Annotated in this window: 17 protein-coding genes; 10 read left to right on the forward strand and 7 right to left on the reverse strand. The window is 59.2% G+C overall.

Going from position 1 to position 16,403, the window contains the following annotated elements; translation table 11 throughout:
* Positions 1–228 precede the first annotated feature (228 nt).
* Positions 229–1,158: an SDR family oxidoreductase gene (locus tag M0D69_RS33895; protein ID WP_301786200.1), complete on the reverse strand. Its 930-nt coding sequence runs from the start codon at positions 1,156–1,158 to the stop codon at positions 229–231.
* A complete protein-coding gene (locus M0D69_RS33900) occupies positions 1,155–1,361 on the reverse strand; it encodes a cation transporter (RefSeq protein ID WP_301786201.1) in 207 nt (68 codons plus the stop codon). Before M0D69_RS33900 ends, M0D69_RS33895 begins: the two co-directional genes overlap by 4 nt.
* 97 nt (positions 1,362–1,458) lie before the next feature.
* Here M0D69_RS33900 and cueR point away from each other — a divergent pair, with 97 nt between their 5' ends.
* Both cueR and M0D69_RS33910 read left to right on the forward strand, forming a co-directional pair.
* Positions 1,459–1,845: a Cu(I)-responsive transcriptional regulator gene (gene cueR, locus M0D69_RS33905; RefSeq protein WP_301786202.1), complete on the forward strand. Its 387-nt coding sequence runs from the start codon at positions 1,459–1,461 to the stop codon at positions 1,843–1,845.
* Positions 1,846–2,120: 275 nt separating this feature from the next.
* Positions 2,121–2,267: a DUF3563 family protein gene (locus M0D69_RS33910; protein WP_087882081.1), complete on the forward strand. Its 147-nt coding sequence runs from the start codon at positions 2,121–2,123 to the stop codon at positions 2,265–2,267.
* Positions 2,268–2,361: 94 nt separating this feature from the next.
* Here M0D69_RS33910 and M0D69_RS33915 read toward each other — a convergent pair whose 3' ends face one another.
* The 3 genes from M0D69_RS33915 to M0D69_RS33925 all read right to left on the reverse strand — a co-directional run bounded on the left by M0D69_RS33915 (position 2,362) and on the right by M0D69_RS33925 (position 5,460).
* The gene (locus M0D69_RS33915) at positions 2,362–2,712 is read right to left on the reverse strand and encodes a DUF305 domain-containing protein (protein WP_301786235.1); all 351 of its coding nucleotides are present in this window, start codon (positions 2,710–2,712) and stop codon (positions 2,362–2,364) included.
* 797 nt (positions 2,713–3,509) lie between these two features.
* On the reverse strand, positions 3,510–4,355 hold the full coding sequence (locus M0D69_RS33920; RefSeq protein ID WP_301786203.1) for a 23S rRNA (adenine(2030)-N(6))-methyltransferase RlmJ: 846 nt from the start codon (positions 4,353–4,355) through the stop codon (positions 3,510–3,512).
* 133 nt (positions 4,356–4,488) lie between these two features.
* Complete coding sequence (locus M0D69_RS33925; protein WP_301786204.1) at positions 4,489–5,460, reverse strand: aldo/keto reductase; 972 nt, start codon at positions 5,458–5,460, stop codon at positions 4,489–4,491.
* Between the two features lie 244 nt (positions 5,461–5,704).
* Here M0D69_RS33925 and M0D69_RS33930 point away from each other — a divergent pair, with 244 nt between their 5' ends.
* Complete coding sequence (locus tag M0D69_RS33930) at positions 5,705–6,502, forward strand: 3-hydroxybutyrate dehydrogenase (RefSeq protein ID WP_301786205.1); 798 nt, start codon at positions 5,705–5,707, stop codon at positions 6,500–6,502.
* A 104-nt stretch (positions 6,503–6,606) separates the two neighbouring features.
* Complete coding sequence (locus tag M0D69_RS33935) at positions 6,607–7,818, forward strand: patatin-like phospholipase family protein (protein WP_301786206.1); 1,212 nt, start codon at positions 6,607–6,609, stop codon at positions 7,816–7,818.
* 89 nt (positions 7,819–7,907) lie between these two features.
* Here the strand turns inward: M0D69_RS33935 and M0D69_RS33940 are convergent, their stop codons facing one another.
* Positions 7,908–9,107 carry an amino acid aminotransferase gene (locus tag M0D69_RS33940; protein ID WP_301786207.1) on the reverse strand — a complete coding sequence of 400 codons (1,200 nt, stop codon included), beginning with the start codon at positions 9,105–9,107 and terminating at the stop codon, positions 7,908–7,910.
* Positions 9,108–9,571: 464 nt separating this feature from the next.
* On the opposite strand from M0D69_RS33940, the gene uvrB reads away from it, so the two are divergent.
* The 6 genes from uvrB (at position 9,572) to M0D69_RS33970 (ending at position 15,731) form a co-directional block, all read left to right on the forward strand.
* Positions 9,572–11,665 carry an excinuclease ABC subunit UvrB gene (gene uvrB, locus M0D69_RS33945; RefSeq protein ID WP_301786208.1) on the forward strand — a complete coding sequence of 698 codons (2,094 nt, stop codon included), beginning with the start codon at positions 9,572–9,574 and terminating at the stop codon, positions 11,663–11,665.
* A gap of 311 nt (positions 11,666–11,976) precedes the next feature.
* Positions 11,977–12,525, forward strand: coding sequence for an iron transporter (locus M0D69_RS33950; protein ID WP_301786209.1), 549 nt, complete (start codon positions 11,977–11,979; stop codon positions 12,523–12,525).
* Between the two features lie 68 nt (positions 12,526–12,593).
* Positions 12,594–12,941, forward strand: coding sequence for a cupredoxin domain-containing protein (locus M0D69_RS33955; RefSeq protein WP_301786210.1), 348 nt, complete (start codon positions 12,594–12,596; stop codon positions 12,939–12,941).
* Between the two features lie 70 nt (positions 12,942–13,011).
* Entirely contained in the window at positions 13,012–13,857 is an 846-nt protein-coding gene (locus M0D69_RS33960) for an FTR1 family protein (RefSeq protein WP_301786211.1), read from the forward strand.
* Positions 13,854–15,260, forward strand: coding sequence for a 4Fe-4S binding protein (locus M0D69_RS33965; RefSeq protein WP_301786212.1), 1,407 nt, complete (start codon positions 13,854–13,856; stop codon positions 15,258–15,260). Before M0D69_RS33960 ends, M0D69_RS33965 begins: the two co-directional genes overlap by 4 nt.
* A 57-nt stretch (positions 15,261–15,317) precedes the next feature.
* On the forward strand, positions 15,318–15,731 hold the full coding sequence (locus tag M0D69_RS33970; protein ID WP_047898249.1) for a heme-binding protein: 414 nt from the start codon (positions 15,318–15,320) through the stop codon (positions 15,729–15,731).
* Between the two features lie 287 nt (positions 15,732–16,018).
* On the opposite strand, the gene hemP is transcribed toward M0D69_RS33970, so the two are convergent.
* Positions 16,019–16,276, reverse strand: coding sequence for a hemin uptake protein HemP (gene hemP / locus M0D69_RS33975; RefSeq protein WP_301786213.1), 258 nt, complete (start codon positions 16,274–16,276; stop codon positions 16,019–16,021).
* Positions 16,277–16,403: the final 127 nt, after the last annotated feature.

Raw genomic sequence — 16,403 nt, forward strand, 5'->3', positions numbered from 1 at the left:
GAGCACTTGCCAGCTAACAAAAACCCCACCCAAAAAGTGGGGTTTTTGCGTTTCTGTACCTCTCTTTAGCGCTCGTGTCCGTTTTCCCGATACTCAGTCGATGCTATATCGAAGTTTCGCGTCGCTCACCAACCGCGTTTAGCGGACCTACAAGAAGCGAGCGTCGGAGCGAAGGTGCAATGGACTGGAACATCGCTTCGCTGACAATGCCCGAATTTTGGCTACCGCTCACAGACTTGTGGTCGGATGCGGCCAGTTTTGCAGGACAACGCGGATCGCGGCCTCGAAAGGTGTTCGCAGGCCGATCTTCAAATCCTCCAACACATCCGATGCGAGATGACAGTTCCGAGGGCGCGGCGTGGCGTCGACCGGTGTGCGTTGCGCTGTGATCCGGGCATCGATGTTCAGCACGCGTGCGATGGTTTGCGCGATGTCGAACTTTGTCATCGGCTGATCGCCGGACCAGTGCGTCACGCCGTTCACCGACTCGCCAATTTCGTGACGCATCAGTAACTGCCGGATCACGAGCGCGACGTCAGGCGTGAACGTGGGGTAGCGCGTCGCCCAAGCATCCATCACCGCAGGCGTCGCTCCGCGCGCGGATTCCACGATTGCCGGCGCCAGGCTTGTCACCGCCGATTCGCCCCAGTCGATCACAGGACCATAAAGCAGCGGCAAACGCAGCACGCAGGCCCGTGCTCCTGAGCGCAGCAACGCCTGTTCTCCGTCAAGCTTGCTGCGACCGTAAGCGTTGAGTGGATTCGGCACATCGTCCGGCCGATAGGGTGGTCGTGTGCCATCGAAGACATAATCGGTCGAGATCGAGAGCACCCACGAACCTATGTCCTGCGCGGCGCCGGCGATAAAGCGCAGCGCGTCGACGTTCAACGCCCACGCGAGCGCGGGATCATTCTCGCAAACGTCAGGACGCCGCTCGGCCGCAGCCACGACAATTGCGTCAGGCATCTGTTCCGAGATGAACTCGCGGACGGCATCTGCGTCGCGAATATCGAGGGTGATGGTATTCGCGTCGCCATGACGAAACGCTGTTCGCACCACCTGCCACCGTGTTGTCGCGGCGAGTTCGTTCGCAACGGCGCGTCCGAGCAACCCAGTCGCGCCGATCAACGCAACCCTGAAGCGTGCCCCCCGAATCATGCTGCCTTCGCCGATACGACCGTGTAACCCGCGTCATCGATGGCTTCCTTGAGCGCGTCCAAGGTCTCAGTTGATGCCACAACAACACGTCCGTACTCAAGATCCACTTGCACTTGCGCGGTGGCGTCGATTTCGTGGATCGAGCGCGTCACGGCGGCAACGCAATGCTGGCAGCTCATACCTTCCACTTTAAATTCGGCCATATCAATTTCCTTTGATTTGGTTTTCGTAAGAGAGGACCATGCTATACCCTCCCATGGTTGGAAGGTATAGAGTTTAGGAAAATTAGGAGTGTCTGCTATGAACATCGGCGAAGCGGCCCGCGCGTCCGGCGTGACGGCCAAGATGATTCGGTACTACGAGAGTGTTGGCCTTTTGCCGCCGGTTGACCGGACCACATCGGGGTATCGAATGTACGGAACCCACGAAGTTCACGCGCTGCGTTTCGTTCGGCAAGCGCGTCGACTTGGCTTCCTCGTAGACGATATTCGCAAACTCCTCGCGTTGTGGCAGGACCGGCGACGTGCCAGTGCGGAGGTCAAAGCGATCGCGCTCGAACATGTCGCGGAACTGGACCGGCGGATCGCGGAACTCACGGATATGCGCAATACGCTGGCCCATCTCGCGGTTCATTGCCACGGCGACGAGCGCCCGGATTGCCCTATTTTGGAAAGACTGGCGGAGTGACCATCTTGGTGCGACCGGGTATGCGCGTTCGCGCAGATTTGCGCACCACAAATGTGCGTAATTGAGTGGGTACGCGGAAAATTTCAGATAAGATTAGCCAAATCAACCACTTGTTCCGGGTCGGTGCATGCACCATTCCAAAAAAGAATGCACCCAATGCAGGCATTTCACTAACATCGGCAGCACGGTTCGTCTATAATCCGGGTTAACCCTTTCGAGGGATATCCCTGACCCGAACCGCCGGGGATTCATTTGAAATCCTTGGAGAAAAAATCATGTTTGCATTCCTGCTCGAAAAAGTCAGCATTTGGTTTGAAACCGCCGAACGCAATCGCCGTGAAGAATATCTGGCGCAATCGTCGGATATCGTCCAGCTCGAAAAGCGTATCCGTTCGCTGGAAACCGAAGGCTACTCGCTGTAATTTCAGCCGAAAGTACCCGGTCGACATATTGAACAAGCCCCGCATGCGGGGCTTTGTCATTTTTGGGCTGCGCTAGGCAATCAGGCGGGGACGCTCACTTTCTCTGCGGGTGCGCTGCGAGCCATTGCTTCATGAACGCAATCTCCTTGTCCTGCGAGGCGATGATCTCCTTGGCCAAGGCGCGCAACCTCGCGTCCTTGCCGTACTTCAGCTCGACTTTTGCCATCGCGACTGCGCCCTGATGATGCGGAATCATGTGCGCGACAAAATCATGATCGGCGTCACCGGTGTACTGAACGCTGGACATGCCGGACATCATCGAATGATCGGCAGCCTGGAATTCCTTCGTAGATGCGAAATCGCTCTGGCTGCCACTCGAGGCGGACATGTCCATGCCCTCCATTGATGCTGACGATGCCGGCGTTTGTGCAAACGCGGCGGGCATCGATACAACGATTGAAACTGCAACCGCGCCAGCGACGGCGAGGAAGGTTTTTGGGAATGCCATCGAATCTCCTTAAGTGTCGACTATCGAGAGCGCTAGCCTAAAGCTTGCCATCGCGGTAAGGTAAAGCGCATTTATATGATCTGAACTGAATTAGCCGGATGTGCGCGTCGGCAACTATTCATTCGACAAGGGGGGGCGCCATGAGTCCAGAACTTCGACCTATCAGATGTGCGGCGACTGTGGCGCTTTGGCTGGTTTTGGGCTTAACTGCGCTCGACGCATTCGCGCAAGCGGGTGGTCGGCCGCTCATTTTGGACACGCAGACCGGGATTCACAGCGGCGCGGGCGGTACTGTTCTGCAAACTGCGCCGCTGAATGACTCGGGGTTGGTTGCAGCGCGTCCGATGGCAACGCTGCCCGAATTGCCGCAGCAAGCTCAACAGACGATCGTGGTTTCGCCTTACATCGAACTTCCGCAAGGCGGGCATGGTGGTGCTCAGGGATACGGCTCTTCCACGGGATCGCAGTCATCGCCGTCCAGTTATCGGCATCGGCCAAATTCGACCTCGCCGCATTCTGGCGGATCTTACGGCGTGCCGACCGGCACTCAAACGCAAGCGCAAACTCAAACGCAGCCAGCGTTGGCGCAAACCCCGCAGTCTTCGATAGTCACAACGGTACCCATCGCAGCGCCGAAACCTGCGGTTACCACACCAGCCCGTTCATCGGACCCACACAGCGCGACCGGCACGGTCACCACGTCGCTTGATTAGCAGCGAACGACCTAGACGCTGTCAGTCACCGCGATGTTCGAGTTTGAACGCCGCCTTGCTGTCCTGACCGAGCGCATCGACGAGATAAGGGAGCGCCTCTTTCAGCTCACCCGCAAGCGTGTACGGCGGGTTCACGATAAAAAGGCCGCTCCCGAACAGGCCAAAGCCGTCAACGGGAGGTTTGCTCACCGTTAATGACGCGTGCAGCCAATTCTTGGGTTGCACACGCTTTAACTGATCGGCGAAACGCTGGGATTCCAGCCGGGTCACTTGCGGATACCAGATCGCATAAGTGCCGGTCGCGAACCGCTTCAGGCTTTCCTCGAGGCAATTCAGCGTGCGTGCGTAGTCGCGCTTGTCTTCGTACGACGGATCGATCAGAACGAGCGCCCGGCGCGGCGGCGGCGGTAACAGCTTGATGATGCCGTCGAAGCCATCGCCTTCAAAGAGCACTGCACGCCGGCCTGCGTCGCGGAAATTGTGACGCAGCACGTCGATTTCGGTGGAATGGAGCTCGAACAACCGCATGCGGTCCTGCTCGCGCATCACTCGCCAGGCGAGATAGGGCGAGCCGGGATAGAACTGCAGCGTGCCGTCTGCATTAAGCGCCTTTACCTCTTTGACATAGTCCTTGAGCAAACCCGGCAAATCGCGCTTGGCCCAAATCTTGGCAATCCCCGTTTCGAACTCGCCCGTCTTGGTGGCAAAGCCGTCAGTCAGTGAATACACGCCGGCGCCGGCGTGGGTGTCGATATACCAAAACGCCTTGTCCTTTTGGGCGAGGTGTTGCAGCAACTGCACGACGACCGCGTGTTTCAGCACGTCTGCGTGATTGCCTGCGTGAAAGGCGTGTCGATAACTGAGCATGGCAAATGAATGAGCGAGACGAGAATGAGCGCGGCCTGAGCCAAACGGATGAAAATGCTTAAGCGCCGAGGCGCGTGTGCATCACACGGCGCACGCGGCGGGGTCGTTATTGTAGCCGACGACCCCGTATCTCTCAGACGAACGCGTCGCCGACGATTTCCTCGATCCGCTGCTTGATCTCCGGCGTGATCTTCTGCACGACGTCGATAGCCTTCATATTCTCGTGAATCTGCTCTACCCGGGACGCACCCGTAATCACGGTGCTGACATGCGGATTCAGCAAAATCCAGGCTAGCGAGAGCTGCGCCAGCGAGCAGCCGAGCTGGTCAGACACTTCCGCGAGCTTTCCGACAATGCTGTTCGCGCCCTTGTCCGTCAGCTTCTTCGACAACCACTCGTAACCCTGAAGCTGTGCGCGACTATCTGACGGCACGCCATCGCGATATTTGCCGGTGAGCAGCCCCGACGCAAGTGGGCTCCACGTAGTCAGCCCAAGTCCGATGTCTTCGTAGAGCCGCTTATATTCGTTCTCGACCCGCGTACGATGCAGCAGGTTGTACTCCGGCTGTTCCATTACGGGTTTGTGCAGATGGTGCCGCTCGGCGATGTCATACGCCGTGCGAATCTCGTCGGCGCTCCACTCCGAGGTGCCCCAATACAGCGCCTTGCCCCGCGCAATGATGTCGCTCATGGCCCATACGGTTTCCTCGATCGGCGTATGCGCATCGGGCCGATGGCAGAAGACGAGATCGACGTAATCCAGTTGGAGACGCGCAAGCGATCCGTCGATGGCGTTATGCAGGTACTTGCGACTGAGCGTCTGCTGCTGGTTCGGGCCTTCGTTGAGTCCGAAGAAAAATTTGGTCGACACCACGTAACTCACCCGCGGCCATGCGAGCTCCTTCAACGCGCGCCCCATGATTTCTTCGGACTTGCCTTTTGAATAGACCTCGGCGTTATCGAAGAAATTCACCCCGTGGTCGCGGGCTGCAGCGAGCGACTCGCGCGCCGCGCGATGATCGACCTGCGTGCCGTAAGTCACCCACGAGCCGATCGACAATTCGCTGACCTGCAAGCCGGAACGTCCAAGCCGACGATAGTTCATGTTCGTGATCTCCAGTTTCGGGTTTTAGTTGCACCAAGCGGGTTTCAAAGCTTAATCCGAATTCACGATTCGCGCGCCGACGCTCTGCGTGTTGCCCTTTGCGTTCACCGCGTTTGTGTAAGAACCATAACGCGGCCCGCTGGCGTCGAATAGCTGACCGAAAGGTCTATGACATTTATCGAGGTTGATCGGCGCAGCGTTGCGTGGTTTCATTGTTCGAATCTGACACCGAGGAGGGCGGCACATGACATCTCTGAATACGAGTCTGGCGGGCAAGGTGGCGGTGGTCACGGGCGCAGCGAGCGGGATCGGCAAGCAAATCGCCCTGACTCTGGCCGAGGCTGGCGCGGCGCTCGCCATAGCGGACCTGAACCAGGACGCGGCCAACGCCGTGGCCGAACAGATCACCTCGCAAGGCGGCCGGGCATTAGGCGTCGTGATGGACGTCACCGACGAACAGGCGGTGAATACAGGTATTGATCGGGTGGCGGCGGAATTCGGCTCGGTCGATATCCTGGTGTCGAATGCGGGCGTGCAGATCGTCAATCCGATCGAAAACTATGCGTATTCTGACTGGAAGAAGATGCAGGCCATTCACGTTGACGGGGCGTTTCTAACCACGAAAGCCGCGCTCCAGCACATGTACAAGGACGATCGTGGCGGTGTGGTGATCTATATGGGATCGGTGCATTCGCATGAAGCGTCGGCGCTCAAGTCTGCATATGTCACGGCCAAACACGCGTTGCTCGGGCTGGCTCGCGTGCTGGCAAAGGAGGGAGCGAAGCATCACGTGCGCTCGCATGTGGTGTGTCCGGGTTTCGTGCGCACGCCCCTTGTCGACAAGCAGATTCCCGAGCAGGCAAAGGAACTGGGTATCAGCGAAGAAGATGTGGTCAAGCGCGTGATGTTGGGCGGCACGGTCGACGGCGTCTTTACAACCGTGGAAGATGTGGCGCAAACGGTTCTGTTCCTGGCGGCATTTCCCACAGCAGCGCTCACCGGCCAATCGATTGTGGTGAGCCACGGCTGGTACATGCAATAAGGCTTGAACAAGGAGTTTCGATGGTAGAGCGAACGGGCAGTGCGCGCGCAAGCAGTGGGACAAAAGGAACGAAACGAGCGAAGGCGACCAAAGAGCCTCGCAACGTGACGACCCTCGATATCGGCGAGCCGCCTGAGGCATTTGCCTCGGGCGGCCCTGAGGCGGACAAGCGCATCAAGGTGCCGCCGTATGAAACCATCGCGTTGATGCTGCAGGGGGGCGGAGCGCTCGGCGCTTATCAAGCGGGCGTGTATCAGGGGTTGAACGAGGCCGGTATTCACCCGAACTGGATTGCGGGGATCTCCATCGGCGCGTTGAACACGGCGATCATCGCGGGGAACGCGCCCGAGGATCGCGTGCCGCGTCTGCTCGAGTTTTGGGAGACGATCTGCCAGCCTGCCTTCATGCCGCCGTTGCCTGCTTTCGTCGAACACGCGTTCTTCAATTCCACCGACGAGATTCGCAAGGCTTTCACGGCAATGCAGGCAGCGAGCGCGCTCGTAGAAGGGCAGAAGGGATTTTTCGTGCCGCGTTTCCCGCCGCCCTCACCGCTCGCTGCGGGGGACCCGGGCGCGGCGAGCTTTTATGACACGCGTCCACTCAAGGGAACGCTCGAGCGGCTCTGCGATTTCGACCGGATCAATTCGCGTGAGACCCGGGTGTCGGTAGGGGCAGTGAACGTCGCTACCGGCAATTTCGCGTATTTCGACAACACCCGCATCAAGTTGCGTGCCGAGCATTTCATGGCGTCGGGGGCCTTGCCGCCGGGTTTCGCGGCGGTTGAAATCGATGGCGAATATTTCTGGGATGGCGGCCTGATGTCGAATACGCCGCTGTACGAGATTGTGCAAACCACGCCGCGTCGCGACACGCTCGCATTCCAGGTCGACTTGTGGAGCGCACGTGGGCCGGTGCCGGACAGTATTGTCGATGTGATGGGGCGCGTGAAGGACGTTCAGTATTCCAGCCGGACGCGGCTGGTTACCGACACCATGCAGCGCTCACAGCGATTTCGGAACGTATTGAGGGAAGTGCTGGACAAAGTACCGCCCGATATCCGCAAGAGCGACCCGTGGTGCAAGACGGCGGAGGAGCTTGCGTGCTCGAAGCGTTTTAACGTGATTCACCTCATCTACCGGCATAAGGAGTACGAGGGGCATTACAAGGACTATCAGTTCGGATTGTCGACCATGCGCGAGCATTGGGAAAGCGGCTTGTCCGATATCCGCGGCACGCTGAGTCATCGTGAGTGGCTCGATATGCCGAAGAACGATTCCGGCTTTATCACGCACGACATTCATCGAGGCGAGCGTTAGGCGAGGGTGGTCCGGCGTCTTGAGCAAACCGGAAGCCTCAAAAAAAACGGCGCTCACACGGAGCGCCGTTTTCGACACCACAAACGAACTTACTTCAGCACGGTCGCGATAGCGTTCGCCACGACTTCGAGGTTGCGCGTGTTCAGCGCGGCCACGCAGATCCGGCCCGTGCCCACGGCGTAAATTCCGAACTCCTCGCGCAAGCGATCGACTTGCGGTGAAGTCAGCCCGGAGTACGAAAACATGCCGCGTTGACGGTTCACGAAGCTAAAGTCGCGCTCCACGCCTGCCGCTTTGATCTGCTCGACCAGGCCATTGCGCATTGCGCGAATCCGATCGCGCATTTCGCCGAGTTCCTGCTCCCACGTGGCACGCAGTTCGGGCGAAGCGAGGACTGCGGCGACAATTGAGCCGCCGTGCGTCGGCGGGTTCGAATAGTTCGTGCGGATCACGCGCTTGAGTTGCGACAACACGCGCGCGGCTTCTTCCTTGCCGCTCGTGATGATTGACAGTGCGCCCACGCGTTCGCCGTACAGCGAGAACGACTTGGAGAACGACGACGACACGAACACATTGATGTCGGTCTTGGCGAAGAGACGTACGGCGGCTGCATCGGCGTCGATGTTTTCGCCGAAACCCTGGTACGCGATATCGAGGAATGGCACCAGCGAGCGCGCCTTGACCGTTTCCACGACCTGTTGCCATTGCGCCGGGGTCAGGTCGACGCCGGTCGGGTTGTGGCAGCACGCATGCAGCACGACGACCGTTCCGGCCGGATAGCTGTTGAACGCTTCCAGCATGGCGTCGAATTTCACGCCGTGCGTGGCTGCGTCGTAATACGGGTAGTTCAGCACTTCGAAACCGGCGTATTCGAACAATGCGCGGTGATTTTCCCAGCTCGGGTCGCTGATCGCGACTTTGCCCGTGGGGTTCAGCCGCTTCAGAAAGTCGGCGCCGAGCTTAAGCGCACCCGTTCCGCCGAGCGCCTGCGCCGTGATCACGCGGCCATCGGCGATCAGCGGCGAATCGTCGCCTAGCAGCAGTTTTTGCACAGCGGCGTCGTAGGCGGCAATGCCCTCGATTGGCAGATAACCACGCGGTGCAGCCAGCTCCACACGAGCCTTTTCGGCCTCGCGAACCGCGCGCAGAAGCGGAATCTTGCCTTCTTCGTTGAAATACACGCCCACGCCGAGATTGACCTTGGTCGTGCGCGGATCGGCGTTGAAGGCTTCGTTCAGGCCCAGAATCGGGTCACGGGGGGCAAGCTCGACGGCTGAGAAAAGAGACATGATTTATCGGCGGTAGTGGAAAGTCGGCACGGGCGGTCGGGACGGGAAAAACGGCTGCTCGAGCGCTGCAAAGCGGCTGCAAGCGGACCTTGAGGAGCCAACAAACTCCGTCCCATCGATGAAAACCCCAGTTCGGCATTGTAACGAATTGGGCGCTGCTTTTCGGCCTCACGAAATGGAAGAAACGCGCGATTTCGCTATTTTTTTCCATCGATTCCGCGATTTTTCGCGAGAACCGTGACGACTGGCCGCAACGCGTCGGAATATTCCCGCCAAGCTTTCATCCGCCAAAACAATCACTTGCGATTTCGCGTCGGCGCCTCATCTTGAAAACATCGGCATCGCGCGAAAGCTCAGCGCACATCGCCCGAAGTCCGGCCCAACAATCCCGATCCGCCGTCGAACTTGCTCCAGCGCGAACCGCTAGAATGGATGTTTGCTCTCGGCCAAGGCACCTTTCCCTCATGTCCGATACCCCGCTAATCGAAGCTTCCGACGCGCTCGACGAATCCAAATTCGTCACCTTCGAAGGCTCGCCGTTCCAGCTTTATCAACCGTACCAGCCCGCTGGCGACCAGCCGACGGCGATCGCGACGCTCGTGGAAGGAATCGAGGACGGTCTGTCGTTCCAGACGCTGCTCGGCGTGACGGGCTCCGGCAAGACGTTCACCATGGCGAACGTGATTGCGCGCATGGGCCGCCCGGCTATCGTGTTCGCGCCCAACAAAACGCTCGCTGCGCAGCTCTACGCGGAGTTTCGCGAGTTTTTCCCGCGGAATGCTGTCGAATACTTCGTTTCTTACTACGATTATTACCAGCCGGAAGCGTACGTTCCGCAGCGTGATCTGTTTATCGAGAAGGATTCGTCGATCAACGAGCACATCGAGCAGATGCGGCTTTCGGCAACGAAAAGCCTGCTGGAGCGGCGCGATGTGGTGATCGTGGCGACGGTATCGGCAATCTACGGTATCGGCAATCCGTCGGAATATCACAAGATGATTCTGACGCTGCGTACCGGCGACAAAATGGGCCAGCGCGACATCATCGCGCGTCTGATCGCGATGCAGTACAACCGCAACGAAGCCGATTTCTCGCGCGGAAGCTTCCGTGTGCGGGGCGACACCATCGACATTTTTCCGGCCGAGCACGCTGAAATGGCGGTGCGCGTAGAGCTGTTCGACGACGAAATAGAGTCGATGCAACTCTTTGATCCGCTCACCGGCCGCGTGCGCAACAAGATTCCGCGTTTCACCGTGTACCCATCGTCCCACTACGTGACGCCGCGCGACACCGTGATGCGCGCCATCGAGACGATCAAGCTGGAATTGCGCGAACGGCTCGAGTTTTTCCACAAGGACGGCAAGCTGGTCGAGGCGCAGCGGCTGGAACAGCGCACGCGTTTCGATCTGGAAATGCTGCAGGAACTGGGCTTTTGCAAAGGCATCGAGAATTATTCGCGGCATTTTTCCGGCGCGGCACCAGGTGAGCCGCCGCCGACGCTCGTCGATTATTTGCCGCCCGACGCGCTGATGCTGCTCGACGAGTCGCATGTGCTGATCGGCCAGCTGAACGGCATGTACAACGGCGACCGGGCGCGTAAGGAGAATCTCGTCGATTACGGTTTCCGGATGCCCTCGGCGCTCGATAACCGGCCGCTCAAGTTCAACGAGTTCGAGCGCAAGATGCGCCAGGCGATTTTCGTCTCGGCCACGCCGGCCGATTACGAAAATCGTACGGCGGGGCAGGTCGCCGAACAACTCGTGCGGCCGACCGGCCTGGTCGACCCGGAAATCGAAGTGCGCCCGGCGCGCTCGCAAGTGGACGATGTGCTTGGCGAGATCAACGCACGCGTCAAAGTGCGCGAGCGTGTGCTGGTGACGGTGCTGACCAAGCGCATGGCCGAACAGTTGACCGAATTCCTCGCGGATCACGGCGTGAAGGTGCGCTATCTGCATAGCGATATCGATACGGTCGAGCGCGTGGAAATCATCCGCGACCTGCGTCTCGGTACGTTCGATGTGCTGGTTGGGATCAACCTGCTGCGCGAAGGGCTGGATATTCCGGAGGTGTCGCTCGTCGCGATCCTCGACGCCGACAAGGAAGGTTTCCTGCGCGCCGAACGCTCGCTGATCCAGACGATCGGCCGGGCGGCCCGCAACGTGAACGGCAAGGCGATCCTCTACGGCGACAACATGACGGATTCGATGAAGCGCGCGATCGGCGAGACCGAACGGCGCCGCACGAAGCAGATTGCGCACAATCTCGCGATGGGGATTACGCCGCGCGGCGTGACCAAGCGGATCAAGGACATCATCGACGGTGTCTATAACGCCGACGATGCACGCGCCGAATTGAAGGAAGCCCAGACGCGCGCGAAGTTCGAAGATATGTCCGAAAAGCAGATATCGAAGGAAATCAAGCGGCTCGAAAAGCAGATGATGGATCACGCCAAGAATCTCGAATTCGAAAAAGCCGCGCAAACCCGCGACCAATTGTCGCTTCTCCGCGAACGCGTGTTTGGCGCCAATGTGGGCGACCACATTCCGGGCGCTACCTAAACGTAAGGTGTCGGGACAACGCAACGCAACGCGGCGAACCCAATTGGGTTCGCCGCGTTGCGTTGCACAAAATCCGACCCAAAAAACCTCTGCGCCTCTCATAACCCAACTGCCACAAGGCTTTTGGTCTCCGCCGGCTTCAGATCGGTGCTAAACTCCAACACCATTGAGAATGGTTCGTATTAAGGTTGTAGGTTACATTCTCATTGCGATTTCCGATTATCAACATCGGGGTTGCTCGGTGAACCGATTGGGCCGGATTGAGCGCTCTCTCCAGCGCACGTCCGATCAATAACAAGAAGGAGTGAAGGATGCAGGTTTCAACTTTTGTACGCGGCTCGGTGGCCGCAGTCGCGTTTGCGGCAATGGCGTCGGCATCGGCTGCCGAATATCCGATCGGCAAGCAGCACATCGAGAACGGCATGGAAGTCGGCGCGGTGTACCTGCAGCCGATCACCATGGAGCCGGAAGGCATGATGCGCAAGGCCTCGGATTCGGACGTGCATCTCGAAGCCGACATCCACGCCGTGAAGAACAACCCGAACGGGTTCGCCGAAGGCGACTGGATGCCGTACCTGCAAGTGACGTACGAGCTGACCAAGCTCGGCACGACGCAAACCATCAAGGGCGACATGATGGGCATGGTCGCAAGCGACGGCCCGCATTACGGCGACAACGTGAAGCTGTTCGGCCCGGGCAAATATCACCTGAAACTCAACATTGCGCCGCCGATGCAAACCGGCCACATGGCGTTCGGCCGCCACGTCGACAAGGAAACCGGCGTGGGTCCGTGGTTCAAGCCGTACACGATCGAATACGACTTCCCGTTCGCTGGCATCGGCAAGAAGGGCGGTTACTGAGCATTCGATACAGCCGTCCGGCATGAAGTGAAAAACTTCCTGCCGGTCGTCGCAGCCAGGAAGCATGCATGAAACGTAAATACAAGTTGGTTGCCGCCTCGCTGGCCGTGGCGGCTGGATGGTTTGCCAGTGCCGCTGCAGCGCAAGCCGCCGACCTGCCGACCTTCAAGCTGGAAATGGACGACGGCAAGCTGAATCCCGCGCGTATCGAAGTGCCGGCGGGGCAGCGCTTCAAAATTGAAGTGCACAACATCGGCAAAGGCGCTGCGGAGTTCGAAAGCATCCAGTTGCGCAAAGAAAAGGTCCTTGCGCCAGGCGCCGATTCCTTCGTCGTGATCGCGCCGCTGGACAAGGGCGAATACAAGTTCTTCGACGATTTTCATCAGTCGGCGCAAGGCGTCATCGTCGCGAAGTAAGGTCATGCCGGGCCGGTTTGTGCAGCGTCGCGCGCAAACCGCTTTGGCCTGCAAGAGCAGGAGGTAGGTAATGGGTCAGGTTCTTTTCATCGTGTGGCGGGAGAGTGTCGAGGCGCTACTGGTCGTCGGCATCCTGTATGCATGGCTGAAAAATGGCGATGCCGATGCGCGTCGCGGTATTCCTTATTTGTGGGCTGGCGTCGCAGCCGGGTTGCTGGCGGCAGTGGCGTTGGGCGCCGTGCTGATCGGGTTCACAGAAGAATTGTCCGGCGATGCGCAGGACTATTTCACGACCGGCATGGTGCTGGTGGCGTGCGTGTTGATCGTGCAGATGGTGCTGTGGATGAAGCAGCATGGGCGCTCGATGAAACGCGACATGGAAGCGTCGCTGCAAAAGAGCAAGCAGGACGCGAACTGGTGGGGCGTGACGTTGTTGGTTGCGCTCGCGATTGCGCGTGAAGGCAGCGAGACCGTGATTTTCCTGTACGGCCTGGGCTTCGGTCAGTCGGGTCACGTCGATCCCATGCAGTACCTGGCGGTCGCGGTCGGTCTTGCGCTGGCGTTCCTCACGTTCTATCTGCTGCAGCTTGGCGGCAAGATCTTCTCGTGGCGGCTCTTTTTCCGCGTGACGGAAATCATGCTGCTGTTCCTCGCGGCCGGCTTGTTCGAAACGGGTGTCGATAAACTCATCGACAAGGAAATCCTGCCCGTGGTCATGAATCAAGTGTGGGACACGTCCTGGCTGCTCGACGATTCCAGCACCTTCGGTTCGCTGGTCGCGTCGCTCACGGGTTATCGGGCGCATCCGGCCGGCATGAACCTGATTGCGTACGCGCTGTATTGGGCCGTGATCTTCCTGCTGCTGCGCCGCTCGAAAAACCAGATGGCGCAAAAATCGGCGAGACGCGCGGCATGAGCCATGTCATGAATCGGCCCGGCCGGCTTCAACAAGCCGGGCAGTGGATGCAACAACACGGCAGCGTGATCCGCGGCATTCAGTGGGTCGTGGTCGCCGTGTATGCGTTCCTGATTCTGGTTCCAGCCGTGCTGCCGCTGCCGGATGGCACCGCGCATCTCTGGACCAACCTGACGCTTGCTGCACAGTTTGTGTTCTGGGGCATCTGGTGGCCGTTTGTCCTGCTTTCCATGGTGATGCTCGGCCGCGTGTGGTGCGGCGTGCTGTGTCCCGAAGGCGCGTTGACCGAGTTGGCGAGCAAGTTCGGCCGCGGCTGGGCGATTCCACGCTGGTTGCGCTGGGGCGGCTGGCCCTTCGTCGCGTTCGGCATCACCACCATCTATGGCCAGATGGTCAGCGTTTATCAGTATCCGAAAGCCGTGCTGCTCGTGCTGGGCGGATCGACGGTCGGTGCAATGATCGTCGGCGTGCTGTATGGGCGCGAGAAGCGTGTGTGGTGCAAGTATCTCTGCCCCGTGAACGGGGTGTTCTCGCTGCTGGCGCGGCTTGCGCCTTTTCACTACAAGGTCAATGAGGACGCGTGGCGCCGCTCGTATAAAGAGGGCGAGCACGGGCATCGCGTGATTCCCGTCAACTGCGCGCCGCTCGTGCCGCTGCGCGCCATGAAAGGCGCGTCGGACTGTCATATGTGCGGCCGTTGCAGCGGCCATCGGGACGCCATTTCGCTGGAGTGGCGTTCGCCCTCGGCCGAAGTCGTGCAACTCGGCGATAAACAAGCTAATCGGTGGGACACCGCGCTCATTCTGTACGGCTTGCTGGGCATCGCTATTGGCGCGTTCCACTGGACCGTGAGCACGTGGTTTGTCGACCTGAAGCAGATCTTCGCGTCGTGGCTGATCGATCGCAACATTCTCTGGCCGCTCGACACGAACGCGCCCTGGTTTCTCTTCACGCATTACCCCGAACAAAACGATGTTTTCTCGTGGCTCGACGGTGGCATGGTCGTGGGTTACATCGTCGTGACGGGGCTGGTTTATGGCACGGTGCTGCTCGGCTTGCTGGCCGCCGGCACGCGCATGCTCGGCCGTTTCGATTTCACGCGTCTGCATCATCTGACGCAGGCGCTGATTCCCGTGGCGGGCTGCGGCGTGTTCCTGGGTTTATCGGCGACCACGGTGTCGCTGCTGCGCGCCGAACACTTGCCGCTCTGGTGGGTGACGGACGTGCGTCTGGGTTTGCTCGGTATCGCGAATCTATGGAGCGCGTGGCTTGCCTGGCGCGTTATCGGCCGGTATGCCGCGGGTCGCTTTGTGTCGCCGAGCGCGGCGATGTTGTGGTTCATCGCCGCACTCGCCGTCGCTGATAGCGCCTGGTACCTGATGTTCTGGGGCTTTTCGCGGTAACGTTGCGGGTATCGAGCCAATCGATATCTCAACGCAACGATTCCAACAGGTGACGAAATGAGAACGAAACCCGCATTGACCGATGTGGACGTGAAGACCATCGCGGCCGCTGCCGAAGCGCATGCGCTGGCGAACAAGTGGAACGTAACGATTGCTGTCGTCGATGACGGCGGTCATCTGCTTCATCTGCACAGGCTGGACGGCGCAGGCGCGAGTACGGCCGAGATGGCGACGGGCAAGGCACGTACCGCCGCGCTGGGCCGGCGCGAAACGAAAGTGTATGAGGACATGATCAAGCAAGGCCGCGTCGCGTTTTTGAGCGCGCCAATGACTGCCATGCTGGAAGGCGGCGTGCCGATCGTGGTGGGTGCGGATATCGTCGGCGCGGTGGGTGTGTCGGGCGTGAAGTCGGATCAGGATGCGGCGGTGGCGCGAGCGGGCATCGCAGCGTTGGGAATCGAGAGCGTCTAAGTTCTTCCAGATGGAGGTCTGATCAAACCCAATCGGCCAAAATAAAAAAGCACGTTTTCGCGAGAAAACGTGCTTTTTTGCATAGCTAATGGTGCTTTTCAAAGCACACGGCGGGAACCAAAAAAAAAAGCGGCTTCGCTGGCTATCGACGGCTGGCTGGTGTTTGCACGAAGGGGTCTAAATTCTCGCGTGCAAGCCGTCGTTTGCTGGCTAGTGCCAAACACCTCTCGAAGAGGTGGTCCCCACAATACCCGGTACTGCAATTCTTTCGTGATGCCCGATGCTCGTTACTTAGTGAGAATCAGCTTGCCCAGACGCGTGGCGCGCAGCTGATACGTCTCACCGTTATGCAGGATGCTGATATGACTATGACCCTGCAGCAGCGTGTCGCTGCGTAGCGAGCGCTCGCCGCTCTCCGGGGATACATTCGACGCCGCACGCGCAGTCGTTACCGCAGCCGTTCGGGGGCGCGTAATGGTCGCTGCCGCGGAGCGCTCGACCGGGCGACGCAGCCGAAGCGTAGTGGAGCGCAGGATGTCGGTCATGTCGAAGAGTCCGTTCGTTGAGTCGATGGGTTAATCTTAATGATAACCATTCTTATTTACAACAACGAAGTTTTCATCGATCATACGTTTCGATAGTCACTGACTGTCCGACTATCGAAACGGTCGA

This window comes from Caballeronia sp. SEWSISQ10-4 2 (assembly GCF_030464885.1).
Taxonomy (GTDB): Bacteria; Pseudomonadota; Gammaproteobacteria; order Burkholderiales; family Burkholderiaceae; genus Caballeronia.

Coding starts and splice junctions, on each gene's coding strand:
- M0D69_RS33895 (WP_301786200.1), bottom strand. CDS start 1,158: ATGATTCGGGGGGCACGCTTCAGGGTTGCGTTGATCGGCGCGACTGGG.
- M0D69_RS33920 (WP_301786203.1), bottom strand. CDS start 4,355: ATGCTCAGTTATCGACACGCCTTTCACGCAGGCAATCACGCAGACGTG.
- M0D69_RS33910 (WP_087882081.1), top strand. CDS start 2,121: ATGTTTGCATTCCTGCTCGAAAAAGTCAGCATTTGGTTTGAAACCGCC.
- M0D69_RS33965 (WP_301786212.1), top strand. CDS start 13,854: ATGAGCCATGTCATGAATCGGCCCGGCCGGCTTCAACAAGCCGGGCAG.
- M0D69_RS33930 (WP_301786205.1), top strand. CDS start 5,705: ATGACATCTCTGAATACGAGTCTGGCGGGCAAGGTGGCGGTGGTCACG.
- M0D69_RS33955 (WP_301786210.1), top strand. CDS start 12,594: ATGAAACGTAAATACAAGTTGGTTGCCGCCTCGCTGGCCGTGGCGGCT.
- M0D69_RS33900 (WP_301786201.1), bottom strand. CDS start 1,361: ATGGCCGAATTTAAAGTGGAAGGTATGAGCTGCCAGCATTGCGTTGCC.
- M0D69_RS33915 (WP_301786235.1), bottom strand. CDS start 2,712: ATGCCCGCCGCGTTTGCACAAACGCCGGCATCGTCAGCATCAATGGAG.
- M0D69_RS33940 (WP_301786207.1), bottom strand. CDS start 9,107: ATGTCTCTTTTCTCAGCCGTCGAGCTTGCCCCCCGTGACCCGATTCTG.
- M0D69_RS33960 (WP_301786211.1), top strand. CDS start 13,012: ATGGGTCAGGTTCTTTTCATCGTGTGGCGGGAGAGTGTCGAGGCGCTA.
- hemP (WP_301786213.1), bottom strand. CDS start 16,276: ATGACCGACATCCTGCGCTCCACTACGCTTCGGCTGCGTCGCCCGGTC.
- M0D69_RS33950 (WP_301786209.1), top strand. CDS start 11,977: ATGCAGGTTTCAACTTTTGTACGCGGCTCGGTGGCCGCAGTCGCGTTT.
- M0D69_RS33970 (WP_047898249.1), top strand. CDS start 15,318: ATGAGAACGAAACCCGCATTGACCGATGTGGACGTGAAGACCATCGCG.
- cueR (WP_301786202.1), top strand. CDS start 1,459: ATGAACATCGGCGAAGCGGCCCGCGCGTCCGGCGTGACGGCCAAGATG.
- uvrB (WP_301786208.1), top strand. CDS start 9,572: ATGTCCGATACCCCGCTAATCGAAGCTTCCGACGCGCTCGACGAATCC.
- M0D69_RS33925 (WP_301786204.1), bottom strand. CDS start 5,460: ATGAACTATCGTCGGCTTGGACGTTCCGGCTTGCAGGTCAGCGAATTG.